The sequence below is a fragment of the Glaciimonas immobilis genome, assembly GCF_011947285.1.
GTDB lineage: Bacteria > Pseudomonadota > Gammaproteobacteria > Burkholderiales > Burkholderiaceae_D > Glaciimonas > Glaciimonas immobilis.
This window is the reverse complement of sequence record NZ_JAAOZT010000006.1, coordinates 327,051-348,081: the sequence shown is the minus strand read 5'-3', so window position 1 is coordinate 348,081 and position 21,031 is coordinate 327,051. Positions and strand designations below refer to the sequence as shown.

The window sequence follows — 21,031 nt, the reverse complement described above, 5'->3', positions numbered from 1 at the left end:
AGACGCATTTTTATATCTTGAAAAAAACCATGCAGCGACCGGCTCCAAAACGTAATTTCCGCATAAATATTTTTGGCTAAAGGTACCGGATCAGGACCGTAAAAAAATTAGGTGCATGGTATCTATCGGCCTTGTCGGAAAAAGCAGACTTTCCCTCTTCAACAAGGTCTGCTGCTTTAACAGATAAAAAGGATCCTTCCGATGCGGTTGTAACGACTAACGCTTTAGCTTCTACACGAATTGTTCGAGCGGCAATTTCTGCGCCGCCCGTCGCAACATTGCTGTCCATACCCGGCACACGCGGCAATGCCACGGGGCGGTGCGTCATTTGAAAAGTAGGTATCGCTGCCAGCAAGCTACCACCTTGCACGGCGAGTGCCAGAAACGCTGTCAACACGAATTTGTTCATAATTCTTCTCTTTAAATATTTCAACATCACATCATGGCGATGAAGCTTTGGAAAAAATCAGGCGTATTTCTGACATTCTGTAATTCAGTACCAAAGCGGAATTCTCTATGCCGTGCATCTATACTGCCGGTTAATATGCGCTACCTTTTTTCAATACTTCCTTTACGGTCCGGGCGATAATCAGCAGATCGAATGCAAGCGACCAGTTCTTCAGATACTCCAAATCGAATTGAATACGCAAACGCATCTTTTCGATAGTGTCGGTCTCTCCACGTAAGCCGTTAACTTGCGCCCACCCAGTGATACCGGGCTTCACCTTATGTCGCAACATGTAGCCTTTAATCAGCTTGCGATACATTTCATTGTGAGCCACTGCATGAGGGCGCGGACCGACAATACTCATTCGACCTTGTAAAACATTAATGAACTGCGGTAACTCATCCAACGAAGTTCGCCGTAAAAAAGCGCCTAACCGGGTGACTCTTGCATCATTTTTTTTCGCCTGTGCGATCACCGGGCCATCCTCACACACTGCCATAGAGCGAAATTTATAAACAACAATCTCTTCGCCATTTAATCCATAACGACGTTGCGCAAAAATGATGGGGCCTGCGGAAGTTAACTTGATACCTATGGCAATGAACAACATGATCGGTAGCAACATGATCTGAATTAGAAGTGCCAGAACAATATCGCTGCCGCGTTTCACCAAACCGTTCCCCCCCATAAAAGGCGTTTCGCACACGCCAATTACTGGGATTCCTCCTACGTGAGCTAAGCGTGCTCCCATCAAATCGAAGGTGTAAGTGTCGGGAATAAAGTACACCGACGCCGTCGTATCACGCAACACATCCAGAAGAGTCAAAATGCGAGGATTAGGCGACATGGGGAAACAGATAAAAATTGTCTTTATCTTGTGCAAGCCGACGTAAGCCCCCACATCCTCAAGCGCTCCAAGGTAAGCGCAATTAAGTCCGGCTGGGCGCGCAGATTGATCACGATCGTCAAAATATCCGCGCACCTCTACACCCGGATTTCTGGGTGACTGTAGTCGCCTGAGGACATCAAAACCCGGGTCATTGGAACCGATGATGACGGCGGACCGAATTGCATGTTCTTTTCGTGTATTGAATACCAAGTCGTAAGCAGCAAACCGACTGAGTAATAGCGCGAAGGGTGTTAGCGTAATCCAGATCAATATGACACTAGCAGAAAATTCATGCCTTAATTCGGTAGCTTCCCCAATCAGCATCAACATAAAGACGATAACTGCCCATCCCAGAAAAATATCGCCTGCATAAGCACGTCGCCCTCCTGGGTGTTGCGTGCGATAATTATCAATCCGGTCATACGTGTACGAAGATATAAAAAAGGCAAGAATCAACAGCAGTAGATAACTCCCGGTAAATAACTCACCTTTCAAGCCGATGATCAGATACAACAAACCAAGAATGATCATCGGGTCAAGCATGCGCTTGAAAAATGAAACCATTGGAATGTCATTCTCTGTCATTTTCCCTCCCCTTTAGAAGATATAACGCGTGTTGAACATCACGGCATTGCTTGAGTATCCGCCGTTAAAATTCGACACCGTCTGGGTGCTGCGACTCGCAGATAACTGCACATCCCAACGTTGCGTCGGCTGGTACACCAACGTCAAGGCGAGATTGCGCAACGCGTCGTTTTGATCCGCTCCTAGTGCACCCGAAGCGGTCGAGTGACTAAAGTCTCTTTTTTCGTATTTATATTGCGCTACGAGGCGGATTTTTTCGGAGTAATGCCAACTTGCGGCAGCACCAGCACCACGGTTCAGAGAATAGATGGAGGTAAGGTCGTCCACCGCACCGATCTGGCGCCATGCCGAAACACTTACATCAACTTTAGAGGTCGGCGACCAGTCAACAGAGAGCCGGGAATTAAATCCGCTGAAATCGCGCACTGAAAATGCATCCTGTTTGCGGCGCACCCACCCCCCTAAAAAATGCATATGGGTGATCCCGGTAGCCAGCCAGTCAATCTTTACTTTCGCCTCATTCTGGTCATAACTATTGTTAAGGAGTAGATTTCCATTTTGCTGGGGATTCGGAAAACTCGCGCGTGTATGCCCCAACTGGAGACCAAAGGTACTGCCAGTTGCAGCTAAATAATCAATGCCAATAAGTTCTTGGTTCTGCGTATTATTAAGCGCGTTCTGCGATGCCAGATTGTAAGACAGATCGGTATGCACCAGTCCGGCGTTGACTCGCCAGCTGGGGTGGAAGAGCCACGCTGCATCTGCATGCTCATTGACCTGCTTGCGGGTATTTTGTGCCAGTTGATGGAAATCAATAAAAGGTGTGAGGCCTTCAGAATAGCTAGCACCAACATTACCCTCAACGTGACTACCTGCATGCCAATTCAAATTGCCGCTGGCATTCTTATCGACGTGATTAAGTGTAGAGAATCTGTTGTAATCAACTTTAACCAAATTTAAATTGGCGTTGATACGCTGCTGTCCGATTTTTTCGTCGAGAGCCACACCGGCTTCCGCCCTCCGCGTTACGTCTGACAAACCGGTTCCTATTCCGATAGCCTGACCGGCGGCCTTGTTCCGTAAGCGCAGCACATTGTTATCATACGTAGCGCCAAGACCCACATACGGTGTAATGGCGTCAGGCGGCAAAATTATAACTTCGGATAGCGGTATGACGTCTGTCGGAACCAGATCGTTGGTAGCTGCGGACGCCGTCAAACAGGAATATAGCGGCATCATGAAAATAAATTTCCATGACACGCTTTTATCACGGGGTATTTGTTTAAAACATTTATTCATTTTCTTACCCTCGTAATCCAGCGGATTAAATCAAAAAAAACATGATATTAGCTCTAACAAATAATTTCTATACACCCCTCTCTATCGTAATGAGGTATCTGTAATAGCAATAATAACGATTGAAATCATATGTTATTGGCGACATGTGAAAGTAGAGAGCAGACATTAAAAATTAAGAAAATACGAAATCCAATCAATTTAAATTGATATTATTTATAAATTGTTTTTGGAGAGGTGTGAATGATAAGTCATGACGATAAGTGCCTTTTAAGCACAACCCAACACTTATCAAAATCGTCAATATTCTAATCTACTTATAATATTTCCAGCTCTCGCTGGAATACAATTATTTTATATGCATCAACTAATTAAACAAATCTTAAACAGTATTTTACTACTGTCTAAATCTAAACGTTCAATTTGAAGCCGCCCCTTACGAAAAAAATGGCCCTTGCTGCCAAGCAGCGAATTAATCAATGTATTATTTTTTAAGTGTGACAGAAATAATAGTGACATAGATAAACATTGACATAAATAAAGTTTAATTACTAAAAAAACATCTAATGTCAGTAGAATATAAAAAAATTCGTAAAATAACAAGGTTTTTTTAATTTATAAAAAAACAATTTAAAGTTACTCTATAGAAATTTTGAAAATAGCACGTCTTGACGTCAAAATTGCGTTACCAATATTTCATTAATAAAAAGAAATTTTTCTAATTTAAAAAATTAATAATTCAAATACCTGAAAATAATGTTTCCACTCGGACTTTTTTTTACTTTTTTGTAATGTGAAATTCTCATATATTAAATTTAGGCAACAATGCTGACGCCTAACAATATTTTCCCCTATGCAATTTGATTATTTTTTTGGAAATTTTTCCTAATTGTCGTATTCTTACTTTATGCTATGTAATGGACAAAGATGCTCGACACCACTTTTACAATTGAATATTTATAATCAAATTGCCTTAAAAATTGCATTTAATGTTAAAGATAGCCCATTAAAAGTACGATTTTTAAATACCATTCATTGGTTTATGAATAGTAATTTAGGGTAGCAATATGCCACGCCGTTAGGATAAAAAAGTGATGCGTCAGGCTTATCGACTGGTTGTTCGAACATTTCAAAAAGGCATTGCAGTTCGCAATTCTTTTATATGCATACGCGAAGACCAAGACGACAGGGACGTTTTGCAGCTATTCGTATTTTTTAAAAATATTAAAAAATGTAAATACTTCAAAAAATTTGTTGAACTTTTTTAAGGGAAAGGTGGGAAAAATGTGGAACAATTCTTTAAATTTGGCGGTATTTAACTGGCTTAGCCAATACACCACCGTCTCGGCAGCCTTTAATCAAATCCTGCATTACATCGCTGGTTCGGACCTGGTAAAAGGATTTCCTTTTATGGGAGTCATTTGGTTCTTTTGGTTCCGTGATATTGACTCAAAGTCTAATGGACGCCGCACCATTATCGCGACGCTTATCGGGTGCATCATCGCTGTAGGTATTGCGCGAAGCGTCAACAATCTCGGTCCATTTCAGCCGCGTCCCATTGCCAATCAGGCGCTACCGCATCTTAACTATGTGGGTTTGCCACAGTCAGAAACTCAGGATTTGTATATATGGAACTCATTTCCTAGCGATCATTCGGCGCTGTTTTTTGCATTAGCCACAGGCATTTTTTTGCTTTCCAGACGCTGGGGTATTTACGCTTATTTTTATGTTTTGCTATTTATTGCGCTGCCGCGAATTTATTTGGGTTTGCATTACACGACTGATGTCTTGGCTGGTGCATTTTTGGGTACAGCATTTGTATTTTTGTGCAACCAAATGCGGTTCATTCGCCTTTATGACGATCAATGTACTGCGTTGGCGCAACGCTTCCCTGCCGCCTTTCAAGCTATTATTTTTATCTGTGGTACTGAAATTTGCCTAATGTTTTATGACGTCCGACTGCTTTTTCATGGATTATCGAAGTACATCCATTGAAGCAAAAAGCCCTCTTCAGGGAGTAAGGAGGGACTATTAACAAAGGGGGGGATTAGATCATGCCCTTGTACATAAATCAGGTTTAGCGTTTGCCGAGTTCATTTCGCGCAACGCTTCAGCGACCGGTCATTCCCCCCTCCAAATCGCCTTCCCGCCTGGGTCGCCCTCGCCTTTGCGCGCCACAAAACCGCCACGGTGCACTGATACTAAGCACGGCATTCAATCCCGGTAGAGCTGGTAGCGGATGTTGGGGTAATGTATCGCTGGCCCTAAGTCCCGCCAGACATAGAACCACGGGCGCCCTTTCCCTTCGCAGTCGAAGCTGCCGCAAATCGCCCACTCAATATCCTCGCTCGTCGGTGTAGGCGTGCTTGGTTACGATTTGGTTGTGCGAATTCGGTTGCTGATCAGTCTACTGGTGCTATTTTCGGCGCGTCACCTGAAAGATAAGAGTTAACGGGAAAATAGGGCGGCAGCGGCAAAAATTGCCAAATTAAAGTCATCACAGATCGGACGTTGCGCAAGCGAGAGTTGTGTAAAAGGGCCTGGGTTATGAGACGGCGATAACCCCGCGATTAGCCAGTTGGTCCGCGCGTTCATTCCCGATATGCCCGGCATGCCCTTTGATCCATCGCCAATCCATCTGATGCTGCGCCTGTGCTGCATCCAAAGCCTGCCACAAATCGACATTCTTTACGGGTGCTCTGGCAGCGGTCTTCCAGCCGCGCGCTTTCCAGCCGTGAATCCACTCGCTTATACCCTTTTGAACGTACTGACTATCGGTGTGGACGGTGACCTCGCACGGCTTGTTCAGTGCTTTCAGGGCTTCGATCACGGCCAGCAATTCCATACGGTTATTGGTGGTATTACGTTCACCGCCAAATAGTTCCTTTTCGCTACCGTTAGAAATTAATAGCGCACCCCAGCCGCCGGTACCAGGATTGCCTTTACAGGCGCCGTCTGTGAATATTTCAACTTTATCCATGCTTATATCTGTTCGTCTGTTGTGGGAATGAATGAAAATAAACTGGGTAGTAATATGCTTCAAGTAACCAGAGTGCGGTAGCGGTCTTTTGCCAAACATCTGCGCGACTAAACTTTGAAATTATTGCTCGCCCGATTTATGCGTTCTGTTAGTCGCAGGAATGCCGTTAGCAGCTTTGATCGCTTTTTTGCTGAAAGCGGGGCCAATCAGGTGCATTCCCTTAACCCGTTTAATCGCCTGCACTATATAGGTCGCGCCAAAATAGGGCCACCAGCGGTTACCTGCCTTTTCCATAAATGAAAACCGGTTCAGCCATTTGGTTGTCGAACAAGGTGGCGCGTAACACCCAAATCGACCGCGGTTGACCTCCATATTCAGTAACTTCAGCCAGTCTTTAAGGCGCAGCAAACTGATGAACTCAGCATTTTGTGGCAAAAAATGCGCGCCCGACAAGCGGCCGGTCGATTGCTTAATTCCCCATAAACTGGCCGGATTGAAACCGCAAATAATGACTTGCCCCTCAGGAATCAATACGCGTTCCACCTCGCGCAACACCTGATGCGGCTCGGCGGCAAATTCCAGTACATGCGGCAGTACAATCAGGTCCAGACTTTGAGAGGCAAACGGCAAATCGGCGAAATCATGGGCTATAACGATTTTAGTCCGGCCTTTGGAAAGCGTCTCGATCCTGCCCTGATGCTGATCGTGGCCTTGAGGCTGATCGCTGCCCTGCCCGGCCATCGCTGATTTCCCATCATCGACCAGCTCATTATCGCTCAACCATTTATGCCGCATGCGGTTGGCGCGCAGAGCGTCGATTTGTGGCAGACCGATTTGCATTGCGTTAAAGCCGAAAATATCTGCTGTCATGGCGTCCAGATGCGCCTGCTCCCATGCCAGCATATACGCGCCAATCGGCGTTTGCAGCCAGGGACCCAGCGCTATAATAGAGTTTTTTGAAGACGGATATTCCATGACTGCCTTGTTAAGTAACGCGTTGAGTGTAGTGGCAATTCCGGCATTCAATGATAATTACATTTGGCTCATACACGATGGGCGCTATGCGGCGGTAGTCGATCCCGGCGATGCAGCGCCAGTTATTGCTGCGCTCAAGACCTACGGACTCGAATTGAGCGCTATTTTACTGACACATCATCACGCTGACCATGTTGGTGGAGTGCAAACTTTATTAGAGCATACTTCCGTCCCGGTTTTCGCACCCGCGCGCGAAGTGATTGCAGATGTTACCAAACTATTAAAACAAGGCGACGTAGTTGATGTGCCGCAACTGCCGTTAAGGGTATCCGTTTTGGACGTACCAGGCCATACTAACGGTCATATTGCCTATGTTGCCGAGCAACAAAAGTGGTTATTCTGTGGCGATACCTTGTTCGCCGGAGGGTGTGGACGTCTGTTTGAAGGTACGCCAGCCCAAATGATCACATCGCTGTCCAAGCTGAGCACGTTACCGCCGGATACCCAAGTATTTTGCGCCCATGAATATACGCTGTCCAACTTACGTTTTGCGCAAGCGGTCGAGCCGGGAAATATGGCCCTGACGCGCCGAATCGCCACCGAACAGGCCAAGCGCGATCAAGACATTCCGACAGTGCCCTCCAGCATAGCCGAAGAAAATGCCACCAATCCTTTTTTGCGTTATCAAAAACCTGAAATTATTGCCAGCCTGCTTAAAGAAGAGCGCTTGGCAATAAACGACAAAGGCAATCCGGTTGCGGCATTTGCGGCCCTGCGTTTATGGAAAAACAACTATAAATGATAGACACCTCAGCTCCCGCATGTGCCACTGCAGGATTGGCTATGAATCTTTATCCGGTATTCTGACCCGTTTGTAGCCCTGCTTTGTCTCGTCTCATTCACATTTTCGCAGCCAGCCTCACGCACGGCCTGCCAGAAGGCGGTGCATTGCAGCTGGCGCGGAACACGCTGGAAAGTCGCACATTTATTAAAACGCTATAAATCAAATACTTAAGACGCATTAATAGCGTAATTTTTACTTGACGCACCAAAAGCGGGTTACGTACACTACACTCTACCGTTTCTATCACTGGTCGCATTGTGGCCAGTCACGCACAAAAGACCCCATGCCATTTAAATTCAAGACGCTTGCTCTTGCCGCTATCGCTTTTTTCGGCAGTCCGCTGTTGGCTCAGGCCAGCGACATTTCCATTTACGCCCCCACGTTTAGTTTAATCGATGCTACCAATCCTGCTGCTGGCGTTATTGGCATGACGCAGGTTGACGTTTGGTCCCGGATCCGAAAAGGTTTCAGTATCCCCGATCTGGATAGCGCGCAAGTCGCCTCTCAGACCGAATTTTACAGTTCGCGTCCCGACTTTTTTGAACGTACCACGTTACGCGCCTCTCCCTATTTGTTTCATGTAGTGCAGGAGCTTGAAAAAAGGGGCATGCCGACAGAATTGGCTTTGTTGCCTTTTATTGAGTCGTCCTTTAATCCGCAGGCTTTTTCGAGCGCTAAAGCAGTAGGTCTTTGGCAATTCATGCCAGCAACAGGGCGAGACTTCAATCTAAAACAGGATATGTTTAAAGACGACCGGCGTGATGTCCTGGCATCGACCGACGCGGCCCTGACCTATCTGCAAACGCTCTTCGGCATGTTTGGCGATTGGCAACTGGCTTTGGCCGCATACAATTGGGGTCAAGGCTCGGTACAAAAAGCCATCGACAAAAATCAGGCCGCCGGCCTACCAACCGATTTTGCAAGCCTTGCGCCGTTAATGCCACTGGAAACGCGCAATTACGTGCCTAAACTACAAGCAGTAAAAAACATCATCGCAGCGCCAGAGGCCTACAACATTGCGCTACCAAAGATCGACAACGAGCCGTATTTTGTCACCATAGGCAAAACCCGCGACATAGATGTCAAGGTTGCAGCGCAATTGGCTGAACTGTCACTTGACGACTTCAAGGCGTTGAATCCCCAATTTAACCGACCGGTCATAGTTGGCAGTGCGGACACCAAGATCCTGCTGCCGCAATCCAATGCAGAAAAGTTCAAGAAAAATATTGCCAAGTGGACCCACTCGCTTTCCTCCTGGACCTCGCACACGGTCGGCAGTGCGCGTGAACGGATTGAGGCCATTGCTGCCAGATTTGATACCACACCAGCGATCTTGCGTGAAGTGAATCACATTCCACCGCGGATGGTGCTAACGGCAGGATCAACCATTCTTGTTCCCAAGACGGATACCGACTTTGGAGATATTACCGCTGCGGTCGCAGATAATGCCACGATGTCGGTGGCCCCGGACACCCCGGAAACACGTAGGATATTTGTAAAAGTCGGCAATCGGGATACGCTGGCTTCAATCGCCAGACGTTATAACGTCAGCGCAATGCAGGTCAAATCGTGGAACAATTTGCGTCATGACACCGTTAGCCGCGGTCAGAGTCTTCAACTAAACATCGCCAATCGTGCCGGTGGCAATGGCCACACCATCCAGCGCGCATCAGGTGGTACGCAGTACCATAAAGCAGTGCTGGTGAATCGCCACGGGCAGCGCCAGGAACGTATCGTGAAAGTTTCTGGCCCAGTAAAAAAAAACATTAATACCCAGCGCAGCACGGCCGTCGCCAGCAAAAAGGCCTCAGCAGCAGAGGCTCGCACTGAACTAATAGCCTCAAACAGAAGCAACGGGAGACAATGATCGCGAGGATTGCTACCTCATTACCCGATCAGCAGAGTACATGAAGACAATCATCAGAGGCCTGTTGCCCTGAGGGCGATGAACCCCTACAATCTGGCCCAGTTACCGTAACATCTTTCGCAAAGTGCAGTTATATGCGCAGACTAGCCCGTGATTATTATCGAGCAGTCGTTGCATACTACGATCGCACGATAGATACAATCCGCACCGCACAACCGCGCCGCCGAACCTAGAAGCGCGCATATTTGGAGTCAACATGGCATTTCTGCAAGGAAAAAAAATTCTGATCACCGGTGTATTATCAAATCGGTCAATCGCCTATGGAATCGCACAAGCCTGCAAGCGTGAAGGCGCAGAACTTGCCTTTACTTATGTCGGTGACCGCTTTCTGGACCGCATCACCAAATTTGCCGCCGAATTTGACAGCACACTAATTTTTAATTGTGATGTGGGTAGCGACGAGCAAATCAACGCGTTATTCGCTGATCTTGGCAAATCGTGGGATCACCTTGACGGTTTGGTGCATGCCATTGGCTTTGCACCCGCAGAATCTATTGCTGGCGACTTTCTGGAAGGCCTGTCGCGCGAAGGTTTCAAGATCGCCCATGATATTTCTTCTTATAGCTTTCCAGCGATGGCCAAAGCAGCGTTGCCAATGCTGCGTCCAAGTTCGGCATTGTTGACCTTGACGTACTTAGGTGCCGAACGCGTAGTACCAAACTACAACACCATGGGCCTGGCTAAAGCGTCACTAGAAGCTAGCGTACGTTACCTTGCCGAATCATTGGGGCCAAAAGGCGTGCGCGTTAATGGCATTTCTGCGGGACCAATCAAGACTCTGGCAGCTAGCGGCATTAAAGGCTTTGGTAAAATCTTAGGGTTTGTCGCGGATCACGCACCCTTGCGCCGTAACGTCACCCTCGAAGACGTCGGTAACGCATCAGCTTTTTTGCTGTCCGATCTGGCCGGTGGCATCACTGGTGAAATTACTTACGTTGATGGCGGATTTTCTAAGGTGGTCGGCGGTATTTCCGAGTAAATACTATCGCTTGCCATGCTGATTACAAAACGTCCGACATTCTCGGACGTTTTACTTTGAGCAAAATTTTTCCGCTAGCGCTGGCAACAAGCCGGTGTGCAAAAACCATACCTATTTATGTGCACTAGCAACAATTGGCGTGTAATAGTGCCGGAAGTACTGTATTATTATGTGCTGCGTTGCAATAGGACGCATGCAACGATTAAGTAAGCAGATTTAATCGTTAAAAAACAAAAACAAGTAGCTGCGCAAGCCTAAGCATGTTCTGCTTTAATTAGGACATTGCATTGTAAAAGCCCTCCCGCCTTGTGTGTCGTTTAACTGACACCGTCCCGGCGCAAAGCTTTTGTGCCGAAATTTCTTTGTCATTTCTTAGTCATTTCGTTGGTTGGCGTTGCTTTTTTGCGTTCGTTGCATTTGTCGTTTTTGCGGCTCTTTGCAATATCGCGCTGAACATTACGAAAGAAAATAAATGACATTTGAATCACTAGGCTTACACGCGTCCGTTATCCAAGCACTGACTGAAGCCGGCTACACAAAACCAACTAGCGTTCAGGAACAAGCCGTTCCAGCCGCTATCGAAGGTCGCGACCTGATGGTATCCTCGCAAACCGGTTCCGGCAAAACTGCAGCTTTCATGCTGCCAGCTCTGCATAAATTCGCGTCTGAGCCTGTAGTTGATCAAACCGGCAAAACCCCAAATCAAGAAATGCAGGCATCGCGTTCACGCGGTGACCGCCCACGTTTCAAAGCTGCACAGCCAAAAATGCTGGTATTAACACCAACACGTGAACTGGCATTGCAAGTGACGAGCGCTACTGATAAGTACGGCTCACACATGAAACGCATCAAAGCAATTTCTATCCTTGGCGGTATGCCATATCCGAAACAAATGCAATTGCTGGCTAAAAACCCAGAAATTCTGGTCGCTACACCTGGTCGTCTGATCGACCATATGGAATCCGGCAAGATCGATTTCTCACAATTGCAAATTCTGGTACTCGACGAAGCTGATCGTATGCTGGACATGGGTTTCATCGACGATATCGAAAAAATTGTCGCTGCTACACCTGAGTCACGTCAAACCATGCTGTTCTCCGCTACGCTTGATGGCGTTGTCGGTAACATGGCAAAACGCATCACCAAGAACCCAATGATCATTCAGATCGCTGGTTCGGCAACCAAGCATGAAAACATTCAACAAAAGGTTCACTTTGTCGACGATCTGTCGCACAAGAATCGTTTGCTGGATCACCTGCTGCGCGACGAAACTATGGATCAAGCAGTCGTATTTACTGCTACCAAGCGTGACGCCGACAACATCGCTGACCGTCTGAACATCGCTGGTTTCGCTGCTGCAGCATTGCATGGTGACATGCATCAGGGCGCGCGTAACCGCACGCTGGACAGCCTGCGTCGCGGTCAAGTCCGTGTGTTGGTAGCAACCGACGTCGCCGCTCGCGGTATTGACGTTCCAGCGATCACCCACGTATTCAACTACGATCTGCCTAAGTTCCCGGAAGACTACGTCCACCGTATCGGTCGTACTGGTCGCGCTGGCCGTAACGGTGTTGCCGTGTCATTGGTCAACCACGCTGAGAGCATGAACGTAAAACGTATCGAGCGCTTCACTAAGCAATTGATTCCGGTCGATGTCGTCGTTGGTTTTGAGCCAAAGAAAACAGCGTCCGCACCACGTTCAGGTCAAAAACCAGGTGGCTGGAAACCAGGTGACAACCGCAGCGCGCCAAGCAAGCCAGGTGGCCGCACATTCAGCAAGCCAGGTGCTCCACGTCGTGATGGCGCTGGTGCAGGTGGTGGTGCTGGTGGTGGTTACAAAGGTAACCGTACCAATGACAGCAGCACACGTCGCTCGTTTGGCGATCGTTAATTTGAGATTTACAATTGGTTAGTGGGTCAATCGGATATTGATTGCTGCGCTATACGAATGAGAAACGGCCATCGGATTTAATTCGGTGGCCGTTTTTTTATTGAAAACTTGGTGGAGCGTAGCGTTTGGTCGCCGTTTTTTATACGATTTATGTTTTGTGCATACGGGTCGGAATGGATCGACAACAGTCGCTTTTTGCTTTGTTTAACTGCTGCGCCGTAGCTATTTAAAACAGTTTGCGCTCCGTGGGTGCTGATGGTACGGCCCGACGGTAGTCCATTTTTTTGCATGAACTTTAACGACAACGGTCGTCGTTATTTAAAACGGTTTTTTCTCCGTGGGTGCTGGTCGGGGGTGGCCCGACAGCCAGTTACTTGTTTCTTGCTTCGCCAAGAAAAAGTAACCAAAAAGAAGGCGACCGCAACGACGCCGCCCTTCGGGTCCCCAAATGTTTCAGCCGCCAGTCGGGTCGAAATACCAACTCGCCTTTGGCTCAAACATGTATTCCGACAATTCCCGACCGACGACTGAAACATTCGGCAGCGCCAATGACGGGGTACTTCAACAACCGCTTCAAAAACAACCGCAACGTCAAAGGTGGCTGCGCCTGCAACGTCAAGAGCAACTTCAAAGGTGGCTGCGCCTGCAACGTCAAGAGCAACTTCAAAGGTGGCTGCGCCTGCAACGTCAAGAGCAACATCAAAAGTCCCTGCCCCGCCCAGTCTCCTTAGGATTTACAGCAGCAACTCCCAATACCAAGGCTGCGGTTATTGACGTTGACGTACCCCGTCATAGGCGATGCCGGTTATTTCTACTGTCAGTCGGGAAGTGTCAGAATATATGTTTGAGCGTTAGCGAGTTGGTATTTCGACCCGACTGATAGTCGAAATAATCGGGGACCCGACCAAAGGGAGGACAGCGCCTCTGCGGTCGCCTTTTTTTGGTTACTTTTTTTGGTGGGGTGCGCCTAGCCAAGCAAAAAAAAAGTAACTGGCTGTCGGGCCACACCCGACCAGTACCCACGGAGAAAAACCGTTTTGAATAACGACAACCGTTGTCGTTAAAGTTCACGCAAAATATAGACTACTGTCGGCCACACCCAACCAGCACCCACGAAGCACAAGCCGTTTTAAATATGGACGACTGTAGTCGTTAAAATTAAAAGTAAAAACTTGAGCGAACGCGGTATTAGACCGCCATATTATGGTCGAAAAAAACGCCATCGTGGCCAAACCAAAACCCCACTCTATTTAACCCGCGTCCGCCCAGAACTCAAATAATCCGCAATAGAATCCTGCGTAACCTCACCTAAATAACTACTATCATGATCAATCACCGGCATCCAGCTAGTGCTATGTTTATACATTTTTGAAAGCACCACCCGCAGATTTTCGTCTGGTGTTGCGCTGACCGGAAATGGTTTTAATTTTTCAGAACAGGCACCTTGCGCACCCCGTGCATCACGACGTGACACAAAACCCATCGCGTGGTTATCCACATCGGTCACCGTGACGTAGCGATAATCGTTTTCGTCCATTAGTCCAAAAGCGGTCGCCAATGTCGAATCGTCACGCACGGTGGCGGAGGTTGTCGCCGCATCGCCGGCACGCACCAGTAGCAGACGTTTTAATGTCGCATCCTGCCCAACAAAAGAACCAACAAACTCGTCTTTCGGACGCGCCAAAAGCGTATCAGGATGATCAATCTGCACCAATTTTCCGGCGCGGAAAATCGCAATTTTATCACCCAATTTGATGGCTTCATCTATGTCATGACTGACCATGATTACCGTCTTGTTGAGCTGCCGCTGCATCATGAAAAACTCGTTCTGGATCGACTCACGATTGATAGGATCCACAGCACCGAACGGTTCATCCATCAACAACACCGGAGGATCGGCAGCTAATGCACGAATGACCCCTATGCGCTGTTGCTGACCGCCCGATAATTCGCGGGGGTAGCGCTTTAAGTAAAGTTTTGGATCAAGTGCTACCATCGCCATCAATTCGGTTGCGCGCTCGCGGCAACGCTTTTTATCCCACCCTAGCAAGCGTGGCACGACGGTAATGTTCTCTTCGATAGTCATGTTCGGAAACAAACCGACCTGCTGAATCACATAACCAATACGACGGCGCAGGGTGACTTCATCAATATCGGTGGTTTCTTCGCCATTTAACAATACGCGACCCGAGGTTGGTTTAATGAGGCGATTGATCATTTTGAGTGTCGTGCTCTTGCCACATCCGGAAGGTCCGAGGAACACGCATATTTCACCCTCGGCAACGGTCAGGCTTACCTCATTAACGGCCTTTACTTTGACGCCATCTTTTTGAATAAAAACCTTACTTAGTTTTTCGAGTTCAATCATTATTTCTGCATTCCTTTCGGTGTTAGTACGCGCTGGAGCCACTGCAACAAGGCGTCGGCGACTATCGCCAAGACACTGATTAATACCGCACCAACCACGAGTTTTTGCATATTACTTTGACTGATCGCGTGCAAAATCAGCACACCTAAGCCGCCTGCACCGATCACGGCAGCAACCGCCATCACGCCGATATTCATCACGACGGCTGAGCGCACGCCCCCCAGAATCACCGGCACCGCCAACGGCAAATCGACCAGACGCAAGCGCTGCCAAAAGGTCATCCCAATGCCGATGCCGGCTTCCTTGACACCCTCTTCGATACCGTCAAGCGCCAAATAGGTATTACGCATAATCGGCAACAGGGAATAAAGAAATACTGCTGTGATAGCTGGTAAAGGCCCTAGTCCCTGACCAAAACGTGAGAACACCGGAATCATTAGCCCGAATAACGCGATTGATGGCAACGTCAAAATGACAGTCGCCAAACCCAGCATCGGACTGGCTAATCCTCGGTGACGAATCATTACGATCCCGAGCGGTACCCCAACTACGATAGCCAATCCAACGGCAATACTGACCAACATCAAATGTTGCAGAGTGAGATGTAAAATCTCAGGCCACGCGCCGGAAAGATAGTTAAATAAATTCATTTTGTATCCCTCACATTAAACCCTGAGCACGTAAAAAATCCGCAGCAACCTGCGCTAACGGCTCTTGATCAATATCCACTTGCTTGTTCATCGCTGCCATTTTTTTGGTGTCAATTACCGCAGACAAGGCATTCAGTTGTTCGGCAAGCTTGGGATTAGCATCAAGTACGTCTTTGCGCACCATCGGCGCTGCTGTGTAAAACGGAAAAAATCCCCGGCTATCTTCTAACAGTGTCAGATTAAAACCTTCAATTCGTCCATCCGAAGCATAGGTCAAGCCGACATATAGTTGATCATTTCTTAGCGCCGTATAGACCAGACCCGGATCCATTTGCTTAATTTCACTGCGATCAAAAGACATGCCGTAGAGGGCGGACATTGGCTTTAAACCATCAGGGCGTGAAGCGAATTCAAAATCTACGCCGAATAAATGTTGTCCGTCTGGATCTTTCACTTTGTCGGAGGCCATTTTTTTTGCGAGATCATCGATGGTTTTTAAGCCGTCTTCTTCAGCGCGCTTGGTCGGCACCGCTAACGCGTAGGTGTTATTCAACCCCGACGCATTGAGCCAGACCAGGCCCTTGGCACCATCCAGTTCCTTGACCCGTGCATACGACTGCTCGGCGTCAAGCTTTTCGTTGATTTTATTGAAAACGATTAACGAGCTACCGGTGTATTCCCACACGATGTCTAGTTGAGCGCTCTCTATTGCCTGGCGCATGATGGTCGATCCCAATCCATTTTTGAGCGCAACGTCGTATCCTTTTGATTGCAAATACTGTTGCGTCATAGATGATAAAAGTAACTGTTCGGTAAAGTTTTTACCGCCGACCACCAGAGTCGCGCTAATCGCGGGAGTCACCAGCGCCAGACTCAATAACCCCAAAGTCAGTACTAACAAGTGCCTTAGGCGTAAAAATTTCATAAATTTTCCTTCTAATAGATGCCGACAAATCGTATCCGCATTAATCATTTAGCGACTACTGCCAACTCTGCAATGCCTGCAAAATTGCTAACGTAACAAACCGCGCTTAGTGAGATAGGCGTTGCTGGCGATTGATACCACCGCATCAAGCATCAGTGCCAACAGTGCCGTTGCGGTCGCACCCAGCAGAAGCTGATCCTGATTGTTCAGGTAGATGCCGGGAAAAATAATGCTACCGAGGCTTTCGCCACCGATCAAAATTGATAATGGCGCGGTGCCGACGTTGATAGCGAGTGCAGTACGAATACCGCCGACGATGATCGGAATCGCATTAGGTAATTCGACCCGGAATAGAATTTGATAGGGCTTCATCCCAACGCCTCTGGCCGCATCGCGCAGAGCAGGCGGTACCTGTTTTAGCCCTTCGTAGGTATTGCGCACGATGGGCAGTAACGACGCCAGCCATAATGCAATGATTGACGGTTTGTCGCCGATACCAAAAACTGCCAGCGCCAGCGCGAGTACCGCTATGGAGGGGATGGTGTTGCCGATATTAAATATCTGCATGAATTTTTCAGCGTGGCGCGCCACTAGCGGGCGGCTAAGCAAAATTCCTGCAGGCAAGCCGGTAGCAAGGGCCAATAACATTGACCAGCCAACCAGTTGCATGTGACGCATTGTGTAATAGATCAAATCACCCTGGTAATGCTGGATTGCATCAATACCGACCGTCCAGCCGATACCCGCCACAGCCATTAAGGTGACTGATGCGCCGACGATGGCATTACGATAGCGATTCGCCATGTTTTACTCCATTACTGCCAGACGAATTCAAGACGCAGAAAAATCTGGGCCAAGATGCGCGAGCATGACAAACAAGCTGTCAATTTATTTATCCCACTCCGACTCCCGAAAGGATTGTTCAGAATGAGGCGACTGCCGCATTGGGGCGGCACACTGAGTGCGAGGAAAACCTCGACGTATGCTGAAACTCTGACATTAGTCGGAGCATGAGACGACCCGCTGATGCAGGTCATGAAGCTAGATTACACCGTTTTGGGGCGGCATAATATTTCAAAGAAGAAAAATTATAGCGGTTTTACTTGATAAAGTCTAGTAATGATTCGTCTGAAAGCTATTACCGAAATGTCTAATGATGATTGAATAGATAATTTTTCGGACGAAAAATTGGGAAGAAAAGAAAGAGAGCGCAAAAATACCGCGTTAACCACCGGTACTTAAGGAAGACAAGCAGGAATAATCTCGCCAACCGCGACCTCAAGCGGTCCCAGTTGGCACTTTAAAATCAGGCCGCGCGCAGCTGACTGGCCGCTACAGCCAATGCCGTTATGCGCGCCCAGTCACCCGAGTCCAGTGCGTCTTTTGGCGTCAGCCATGATCCGCCGACACAAGCGACGTTTTTACATGCCAGAAACTGCGCCGCTGTTTGTTGCGATATGCCACCCGTCGGGCAAAACATCACGTCACCCAAGGGTCCGGCAAGCGCGTTCAGCATGCCGATACCGCCTGCCGGTACCGCAGGGAATAGCTTCAGCTGGCGGAATCCAGCCTCCCGTGCAGCCATCACTTCCGAGGGCGTCATTACACCGGGCAATAACGGCAAACCGCTCGATTTTGCGGCAGCGACTAGCGCCGAGGTTAAGCCGGGCGATACGCCAAATACTGCGCCGGCATCGCGCGCGGCAGCAAACTCTTCCGGCTTGGTCAAGGTACCGACACCAACAATCGCGCCTGGTACTTCCGCCATCGCCCGGATTGCTGCGAGACCGTGCACAGTGCGCAGCGTCACCTCTAGCACGCGTATCCCACCGGCAACCAGCGCTTGTGCGAGTGGCACGGCATGGGCGATATCATCAATGGCTATCACAGGAATCACCGCCGAGGTGCGCATGATATCCAGCACCTCGTTGTCATATAAATACATGGAAGATGTCATTTATTGCTTTCTAATGTTCGTCAAAACTGCTCAATTTGTCGGCCGAAAATCCACCGGCCAGAGATTGTATGCATTAGTGCATACAGTGTGCTGCATGCTATATAGCAATCGCGCCGACCGGTTTCATCACAGGCGGCAGATCAAAGATGGTTGCGCCCTCTTCTGCTGCGCTCACCGTATTGCGGAACATGGCAAATAATTCGCGCCCCATCCCTACCTGATTGGCATCCAGATTGGTCGATTGCAATTGCCGCAGCGCCCACTCCTGGGCTGGCACGATAGCCTCAAGTATGCCGTGCTCCGCATCCATTTTGATCATGTCGCCGGTACGCACCAGCGCTAACGGACCGCCGGCAGATACCTCCGGCGTTACATGAATTGCCGCCGGCACCTTGCCCGACGCGCCCGACATGCGACCGTCCGTCACCAATGCAACATGGCGTCCTTTATCTTGCAATAAGCCGAGCGCAGGTGTCAATGCATGTAATTCCGGCATGCCGTTTGCACGCGGTCCCTGAAAGCTTAATACAGCCACAAAGTCGCGATCCAGTTCACCGGCACGGAACGCCTTCATGAAGGCGTCCTGCGACTTGAAAACTATCGCGGGGGCTTCCACTATCCAGTGTTCTTTCTTGACCGCTGAAATCTTGATCACGGCGCGCCCAAGGTTACCGGTCAGTAAGCGTAGGCCGCCGTCCGGCGCAAACGGCGCGCTAGCAGTACGCAAGACCGAATCGTCGCCGCTTTTTTCGGGGGCGGCTTTAAACACAACCTGATTGCCCTCCAAAAACGGCTCAGCGCAATGCGCCCGCAAACTGTCACCCAAAATTGTCGTTACATCCTCATGCATCAAGCCAGCGTCCAGCAACTCGCGGATCACAAAACCCGTGCCCCCAGCTGCGTGAAAGTGATTAACGTCCGCATCGCCATTCGGATAAATCCGCGTCACCAGTGGTACTACTGCAGAGAGCGCATCAAAATCATTCCAGTCGATGATAATCCCCGCCGCCTTGGCAATCGCGACCAGATGCAGGGTGTGGTTGGTCGACCCGCCGGTGGCCAGCAACGTGACGATGGCATTAACGATACTCTTTTCACTCACTACGTGCCCAACCGGACGATAGTTGCCGCTATGGTCGGTGATTTTCAACGCCTGACGTCCTGCTTCCGCGGTCAAGGCGTCGCGTAAAGGAGTGTTAGGTGTGATGAACGCTGAACCCGGGAGATGCAAGCCGAGCGCTTCCATCAACATTTGATTGCTGTTGGCGGTGCCATAAAAGGTACAGGTTCCGGCGCTATGATAGGACTCTGATTCAGCCTCCAGTAGTCCGGCGCGGTCCACTTTTCCTTCTGCGTACAGTTGACGAATTTTGACTTTTTCTTTATTGCTCATGCCGCTGGTCATGGGACCGCCCGGAACAAAAATTGCCGGCAGATGTCCAAAATGCAGCGCGCCAATCAGCAGTCCTGGCACGATTTTGTCGCAAATGCCAAGATACAATGCAGCATCAAACATATTGTGGGAGAGTGCAATCGCGGTCGCCATGGCAATCGCATCCCGCGAAAACAAGGATAATTCCATGCCCGGCTGTCCCTGCGTAACCCCGTCGCACATCGCTGGCGTGCCACCTGCAAACTGCGCTACACCTCCTGCTGCGCGTACGGCATCCTTGATAATTTGCGGAAAATTTTCAAACGGCTGATGGGCCGACAGCATATCGTTATAGGAAGAAACAATCGCAACAGAAAGATCCTTATCTTGTTTCAATCGCAATTTATCATTCACTGGAAAGGCTGCAAACCCATGCGCCAGGTTAGTACAGGATAACGCCCCGCGCTGCACGTCTTGCCGCCGTGCGATTTCAATCCGCTGCAAATAGGCACTACGATACGGTTGGCTGCGCGCGATAATTCGCTCGGTAACTGCTGCAACGCTGGCTAGAACAGACATGTTTTAATCCTCGAAAATAAACTGAAAAATGTAGACGGAATTTCACTGAACGAAGCTCGCGAATGCAAAACGCACTATAAACGCCGCATAAGCCTGAATCAAAGTAAATCCACCTTGAATTCATTAATCCGTAATTTTACTACAAATAATGTAGGCAGCGGTATCATTAGGTATTTATCCCCGTATCAATGTCGCTAAAAAACTGCCATCCTATAGCGAAAACACCAAAATTTATGCATTATTATCGTTTTTGATTGTGCTTTTTTTGATTAAAACAACTTTCATACCTATTAAATATAACGTTAAAAGAAGGCGGTAGCACCCTAATATTACGTAAAGTCCCACAGTTGACAGGATTAAATCAAG

Annotated in this window: 17 protein-coding genes; 6 read left to right on the top strand and 11 right to left on the bottom strand. The window is 48.5% G+C overall.

Going from position 1 to position 21,031, the window contains the following annotated elements:
- Positions 1-76 precede the first annotated feature (76 nt).
- From HAV38_RS10675 to epsL, 3 genes are all read right to left on the bottom strand, one after another.
- A complete protein-coding gene (locus HAV38_RS10675) occupies positions 77-409 on the bottom strand; it encodes a hypothetical protein (RefSeq protein WP_168055179.1) in 333 nt (110 codons plus the stop codon).
- A gap of 130 nt (positions 410-539) precedes the next feature.
- Positions 540-1,922, bottom strand: coding sequence for an undecaprenyl-phosphate glucose phosphotransferase (locus HAV38_RS10670; RefSeq protein ID WP_168055177.1), 1,383 nt, complete (start codon positions 1,920-1,922; stop codon positions 540-542).
- Positions 1,923-1,934: 12 nt separating this feature from the next.
- A complete protein-coding gene (gene epsL, locus HAV38_RS10665) occupies positions 1,935-3,161 on the bottom strand; it encodes an XrtB/PEP-CTERM-associated polysaccharide biosynthesis outer membrane protein EpsL (protein WP_184013388.1) in 1,227 nt (408 codons plus the stop codon).
- Positions 3,162-4,502: 1,341 nt separating this feature from the next.
- Between epsL and HAV38_RS10660 the strand changes: the two genes are divergently transcribed.
- On the top strand, positions 4,503-5,213 hold the full coding sequence (locus tag HAV38_RS10660) for a phosphatase PAP2 family protein (RefSeq protein WP_168055175.1): 711 nt from the start codon (positions 4,503-4,505) through the stop codon (positions 5,211-5,213).
- A gap of 550 nt (positions 5,214-5,763) precedes the next feature.
- Here the strand turns inward: HAV38_RS10660 and rnhA are convergent.
- The gene (gene rnhA / locus HAV38_RS10655; protein ID WP_168055173.1) at positions 5,764-6,198 is read right to left on the bottom strand and encodes a ribonuclease HI; all 435 of its coding nucleotides are present in this window, start codon (positions 6,196-6,198) and stop codon (positions 5,764-5,766) included.
- A gap of 120 nt (positions 6,199-6,318) precedes the next feature.
- Entirely contained in the window at positions 6,319-7,173 is an 855-nt protein-coding gene (locus HAV38_RS10650) for a class I SAM-dependent methyltransferase (protein ID WP_168055171.1), read from the bottom strand.
- Here HAV38_RS10650 and gloB point away from each other — a divergent pair.
- The 5 genes from gloB to HAV38_RS10625 all read left to right on the top strand — a co-directional run bounded on the left by gloB (position 7,172) and on the right by HAV38_RS10625 (position 13,545).
- On the top strand, positions 7,172-7,975 hold the full coding sequence (gene gloB, locus HAV38_RS10645; protein WP_168055169.1) for a hydroxyacylglutathione hydrolase: 804 nt from the start codon (positions 7,172-7,174) through the stop codon (positions 7,973-7,975). The genes HAV38_RS10650 and gloB overlap by 2 nt on opposite strands.
- Before the next feature lie 325 nt (positions 7,976-8,300).
- Complete coding sequence (locus HAV38_RS10640) at positions 8,301-9,884, top strand: transglycosylase SLT domain-containing protein (protein ID WP_168055167.1); 1,584 nt, start codon at positions 8,301-8,303, stop codon at positions 9,882-9,884.
- Positions 9,885-10,140: 256 nt separating this feature from the next.
- The gene (gene fabI / locus HAV38_RS10635; RefSeq protein ID WP_168055165.1) at positions 10,141-10,923 is read left to right on the top strand and encodes an enoyl-ACP reductase FabI; all 783 of its coding nucleotides are present in this window, start codon (positions 10,141-10,143) and stop codon (positions 10,921-10,923) included.
- Between the two features lie 472 nt (positions 10,924-11,395).
- Positions 11,396-12,814 carry a DEAD/DEAH box helicase gene (locus tag HAV38_RS10630; RefSeq protein WP_168055163.1) on the top strand — a complete coding sequence of 473 codons (1,419 nt, stop codon included), beginning with the start codon at positions 11,396-11,398 and terminating at the stop codon, positions 12,812-12,814.
- Positions 12,815-13,188: 374 nt separating this feature from the next.
- Positions 13,189-13,545, top strand: coding sequence for a hypothetical protein (locus HAV38_RS10625; protein WP_168055161.1), 357 nt, complete (start codon positions 13,189-13,191; stop codon positions 13,543-13,545).
- Positions 13,546-14,060: 515 nt separating this feature from the next.
- On the opposite strand, the gene HAV38_RS10620 is transcribed toward HAV38_RS10625, so the two are convergent.
- From HAV38_RS10620 to edd, 6 genes are all read right to left on the bottom strand, one after another.
- Positions 14,061-15,182: an osmoprotectant ABC transporter ATP-binding protein OsmV gene (locus tag HAV38_RS10620; protein WP_168055159.1), complete on the bottom strand. Its 1,122-nt coding sequence runs from the start codon at positions 15,180-15,182 to the stop codon at positions 14,061-14,063.
- Positions 15,182-15,832, bottom strand: coding sequence for an ABC transporter permease (locus HAV38_RS10615; RefSeq protein WP_168055157.1), 651 nt, complete (start codon positions 15,830-15,832; stop codon positions 15,182-15,184). Before HAV38_RS10615 ends, HAV38_RS10620 begins: the two co-directional genes overlap by 1 nt.
- 10 nt (positions 15,833-15,842) lie before the next feature.
- Positions 15,843-16,757: a glycine betaine ABC transporter substrate-binding protein gene (locus HAV38_RS10610; RefSeq protein ID WP_168055155.1), complete on the bottom strand. Its 915-nt coding sequence runs from the start codon at positions 16,755-16,757 to the stop codon at positions 15,843-15,845.
- 87 nt (positions 16,758-16,844) lie between these two features.
- Positions 16,845-17,561: an ABC transporter permease gene (locus tag HAV38_RS10605; RefSeq protein ID WP_168055153.1), complete on the bottom strand. Its 717-nt coding sequence runs from the start codon at positions 17,559-17,561 to the stop codon at positions 16,845-16,847.
- A gap of 502 nt (positions 17,562-18,063) precedes the next feature.
- Positions 18,064-18,714, bottom strand: coding sequence for a bifunctional 4-hydroxy-2-oxoglutarate aldolase/2-dehydro-3-deoxy-phosphogluconate aldolase (eda, locus tag HAV38_RS10600; protein WP_245182313.1), 651 nt, complete (start codon positions 18,712-18,714; stop codon positions 18,064-18,066).
- 97 nt (positions 18,715-18,811) lie between these two features.
- Positions 18,812-20,665 carry a phosphogluconate dehydratase gene (edd, locus tag HAV38_RS10595; RefSeq protein WP_168055151.1) on the bottom strand — a complete coding sequence of 618 codons (1,854 nt, stop codon included), beginning with the start codon at positions 20,663-20,665 and terminating at the stop codon, positions 18,812-18,814.
- Positions 20,666-21,031 lie beyond the last annotated feature (366 nt).